The sequence below is a fragment of the Saccharopolyspora sp. genome (assembly GCF_017434145.1).
GTDB lineage: Bacteria > Actinomycetota > Actinomycetes > Mycobacteriales > Pseudonocardiaceae > Saccharopolyspora_C > Saccharopolyspora_C galaxeae.
This window is the reverse complement of the sequence record NZ_JAFRFW010000725.1, coordinates 1-3,848: the sequence shown is the minus strand read 5'-3', so window position 1 is coordinate 3,848 and position 3,848 is coordinate 1. Positions and strand designations below refer to the sequence as shown.

Annotated in this window: 3 protein-coding genes and 2 pseudogenes; 4 read left to right on the top strand and 1 reads right to left on the bottom strand. The window is 66.9% G+C overall.

From position 1 onward, the window contains the following. Positions 1 to 111 precede the first annotated feature (111 nt). The 3 genes and pseudogenes from IJH84_RS19715 to istB all read left to right on the top strand — a co-directional run. Positions 112 to 660, top strand: a pseudogene (locus IJH84_RS19715) (dihydrodipicolinate synthase family protein); the annotation flags it as partial. A 149-nt stretch (positions 661 to 809) separates the two neighbouring features. After that, a complete protein-coding gene (istA, locus tag IJH84_RS19710; protein WP_295147310.1) occupies positions 810 to 2,567 on the top strand; it encodes an IS21 family transposase in 1,758 nt (585 codons plus the stop codon). Further along, complete coding sequence (istB, locus tag IJH84_RS19705) at positions 2,564 to 3,391, top strand: IS21-like element helper ATPase IstB (RefSeq protein ID WP_068526535.1); 828 nt, start codon at positions 2,564 to 2,566, stop codon at positions 3,389 to 3,391. The genes istA and istB overlap by 4 nt, the downstream gene beginning before the upstream one ends. Here istB and IJH84_RS19700 read toward each other — a convergent pair. Next, positions 3,388 to 3,639 carry a hypothetical protein gene (locus IJH84_RS19700; RefSeq protein WP_133298647.1) on the bottom strand — a complete coding sequence of 84 codons (252 nt, stop codon included), beginning with the start codon at positions 3,637 to 3,639 and terminating at the stop codon, positions 3,388 to 3,390. The two genes, istB and IJH84_RS19700, sit on opposite strands and share 4 nt — an antisense overlap. An 87-nt stretch (positions 3,640 to 3,726) precedes the next feature. Here IJH84_RS19700 and IJH84_RS19695 point away from each other — a divergent pair. After that, positions 3,727 to 3,848 (top strand): annotated as a pseudogene (locus IJH84_RS19695) (IS3 family transposase); the annotation flags it as partial.

The following is a 3,848-nucleotide window of genomic DNA, read 5'->3' as shown; positions in this document are numbered from 1 at the left end:
TGCTCGGCCGTTGTCGCCCGCATTGACCGTCTTTAAAGGCATGGGTATGGGCCTTGCCGATCTCGCCGTCGCGAACGTCGCTGCGGCCAACCACGAAGGAGTACCGACCGCATGAGGTTTCGCAGCACACCCGAGTCGATCACCGGATCGATCTCGCCGTTGATCACCCCGTTCGCCGACGACCTCGGGCTGGATCTCGGGAGCCTCGCCACGCTGACGCGGTGGCACCTCGACAGCGGGACGCACGGCGTGTCCATCGGCGGGTCGACAGGCGAGCCCAGCTCTCAGACGGTCGCCGAGCGGATTGCCGCCATCCGCGCCGTCGCCGATGTCGTTGACGACGCCGTTCCCTTCCTTGCCGGCACCGGCTCCGCCAAGCTCGACGAGACGCTCGAGCTAACGGCGGCAGCAGTCGACGCGGGTGCTGACGCAGCCCTCGTCATCACCCCGTACTACGCGCGGCCCACCCAGGAGGCGTTGTTCCAGTGGTACTCAACGGTCGCCGCCGAGTTCCCCGACATGCCGATCGTGATCTACAACGTCCCGTCACGCACAGCGGTCGACCTCGCACCCGAGACCGTGGCGCGACTAAACCGCGCGCACGAGAATATCGTCGGCATCAAGGAGACCACGCGCGACTTTGAGCACTTCTCCCGTGTCTGGCTATGACAGCTTGAAGAGGCCCCGGCTCGACGGCTAGACCTGGCCCCGTTTGCGACTCGCCGGTGGTGTTGCGACGGTTTGATCTGGCCCCACCTGATGGTTGCTCGTGAACATCGTTTCCGAGCCGAAGCAGGTGGTGGCCAATGATGGGATCGAAGGTGGAGCTGTTCGCGCAGATCCGGCGGGACGCCCGGGTCGAGGGCATGAGTATCCGGGCGTTGGCTCGCAAGCATGGCGTGCACCGGAGGACGGTGCGGCAGGCGTTGTCATCGGCGGAGCCGCCGCCGCGGAAGACGCCGGAGCGGTCGTCGCCGCGGTTGGACCGGTTCAAGGCGGCGATTGATGAGATGTTGCGGTCGGATCTGGATGCTCCGCGTAAGCAGCGGCACACCGCGACGCGGATCCGGGAACGCCTGGCGATCGAGCACGATGCGGTCGAGTTGTCGTATTCGACGGTGCGGGACTACGTGCGGGTCCGGCGGGCGCAGATCGAGGTGGAGGCCGGCCGCCGGACGGAGGTGTTCATCGCCCAGGACCACGCCCCGGGCGCGGAGGCGGAGGTCGACTTCGGCGAGGTCTGGGTGATCCTGGGCGGGGTGAAGACCAAGTGCCACATGTTCGTCTACCGGCTCTCGCACTCGGGCAAGGCCATTCACCGGGTCTATCCGACCGGCGGGCAGGAAGCGTTCCTCGAAGGGCACGTCGAGGCGTTCCGCGAGCTCGGCGGGGTCCCGACCCGGCATATCCGCTACGACAATCTCACCTCGGCGGTGGTCGCGGTCCTGCAGGGCGGAGACCGGCGGCGACAGGAGAACCCGCGGTGGACGTTGTTTCACTCGCACTACGGATTCGATCCGTTCTACTGCCAGCCCGGCATCGCCGGGGCGCACGAGAAGGGCGGCGTTGAAGGCGAGGTCGGATGGTTCCGCCGCAACCGGCTGACCCCAATGCCGCAGGTCGAGTCCCTCGATGAGCTCAACGAGCAGATCAAAGCCTGGGAGGACCGCGACGAGGGCCGCCGGATCGACGGACGACTGCGCACCATCGGCCAGGACTACGAGCACGACCGAGCAGCGCTCGCGCCGCTGCCGGTGGAGGATTTCGACCCGGGCCTGATCCTCACACCACGGGTCGATCGGTCGGCGATGATCACCGTTCGGATGGTGAAGTATTCGGTGCCGGCGCACCTGATCGGCCGCCGAGTCCGCGTCTCACTACAAGCCTCCCAGCTGCTGGTCTACGACGGCCGGACCCTGGTCGCGCGGCATCCACGGGTCGCCGGCCGCGGCACCGCGAAGATCGACCTCGACCACTACCTCGAGGTGCTCAAGTTCAAACCCGGTGCCCTGCCGGGATCAACGGCGTTGGCGCAGGCCCGCGCTGCCGGGGTGTTCACCGCCAGCCATGATGCGTTCTGGGCCGCCGCCCGACGAGTCAACGGCGACACCGACGGCACCAGCGAGCTGCTCGACGTCCTGCTGCGGCACCGCAGCCTGCCCGCCGCGTCGGTGATCACCGGCATCGATGCTGCATTGCGGGTCGGGGCGGTGAGCGCCGAGGTCGTCGCCGTTGAGGCTCGCCGCGCCGAAGCCCGCCTGCTCGCGCACGCCTCGGTCGCTGCCGACCAGACAGGTGGGGCCAACGCTGGCCGTCATCTCGATCGCCATGCCGAACGACGCGAGCAACGAGTTGTCAGCCTCACCCAACGACGGCTCGCAGACCCCGCGGCGGTGATCGCCGGCCTGCCACCCGACCGGCGACCGCTGCCCAGCGTTACGGCCTACGACCGCCTGCTCCCGCAGCACCGGCGACGCACTGCCTCCGACGCGCTACCTGCGTCGCTGGACCCACCACCGATTGAGTCGCTGGACCCACCACCGATTGAAAGGCCCACCCGGCTATGACCGCAACCGCCAATAAGAACCAGACGAATGCGCTGGCCCCGTCGTTGCGCCGCCGGGGCGGCCTCACCGAAGAAGCCGCCCTCGCCGCCGTTGACCAGGCCTGCCGGCGCCTACGCCTGCCGACAGTGCGGTCGATGATCGACCAGCACCTCACCGCCGCCGCCAAGCAGCAATTGTCCTACCAGGGGTTCCTCGCCGAACTCCTGCTCGCCGAAGTCGACGACCGGGACCGCCGCTCCACTGTTCGCCGCGTCAAAGCCGCGGGGTTCCCGCGGGAGAAGTGGCTGGCGGACTTCGACTTCGACGCCAACCCCGACATCGAACCCGCCACCATCCACCAGCTCGCCACCGGCGACTGGATCCGCCACGGACTGCCGCTCTGCCTCATCGGCGACTCCGGAACCGGCAAATCCCATCTGCTGATCGGATTGGGAACCGCTGCCGCCGAGCAAGGCTTTAGAGTCCGCTACACCCTCGCCACCAAACTAGTGAACGAGCTGGTCGAGGCCGCTGACGAGAAGCAGCTCGCGAAGACCATCAACCGCTACGGCCGCGTTGACCTGCTCATCATCGACGAGCTCGGCTACATGGAACTCGATCGCCGCGGCGCCGAACTGCTCTTCCAAGTCCTCACCGAACGCGAAGAGAAGAACAGCGTCGCGATCGCTTCCAACCAGTCCTTCTCCGGCTGGACAGACACCTTCACCGACCCACGACTCTGCGCCGCGATCGTCGACCGGCTCACCTACCGCGGCACCATCATCGAAACCGGCACTCACAGCTACCGCCTGGCTCACACCGAAGCAGCAGCTACCGCGGGCTAAGCGCGGCGTTCGTCCTTGACTACCGACAGATGCCGGCGCAAGGCCCGGTTCTGGTGAGTGACATAAACCACGGTCCACCGGGTCGTCAGGTTCGGCAGTGGCTCCCCGTCTTTAATCTTCACCCGGACCGATACCTGATCACCGAGCTGATCATCACGCGCGATCACGAACTCGGCATACGCACGCACCGACTCGCGATCCCAACCAGTCGGCGCAACCACACTGCGCACCCGCGGCCGCCCATCCACACCCCGGACTCTAGCGGCTCAGGGCCCCACTCAGGTGGGGCCGAATGAAACCGCCCTACCGGGGCCAGATCAACTTGACATAGCCAGGTGCACGACGACCTGGTCGAACGGGACTTCACCGCTGAGTCCCCGAACGAGTTGTGGTTGACGGATATCACTGAGCACTGGACCGACGAGGGCAAGCTCTACCTCTGCGCGATCAAAGACGC

Excerpts from the sequence above, each read along its gene's own strand:
- istA (WP_295147310.1), top strand. The coding sequence starts at position 810 with ATGGGATCGAAGGTGGAGCTGTTCGCGCAGATCCGGCGGGACGCCCGG.
- istB (WP_068526535.1), top strand. The coding sequence starts at position 2,564 with ATGACCGCAACCGCCAATAAGAACCAGACGAATGCGCTGGCCCCGTCG.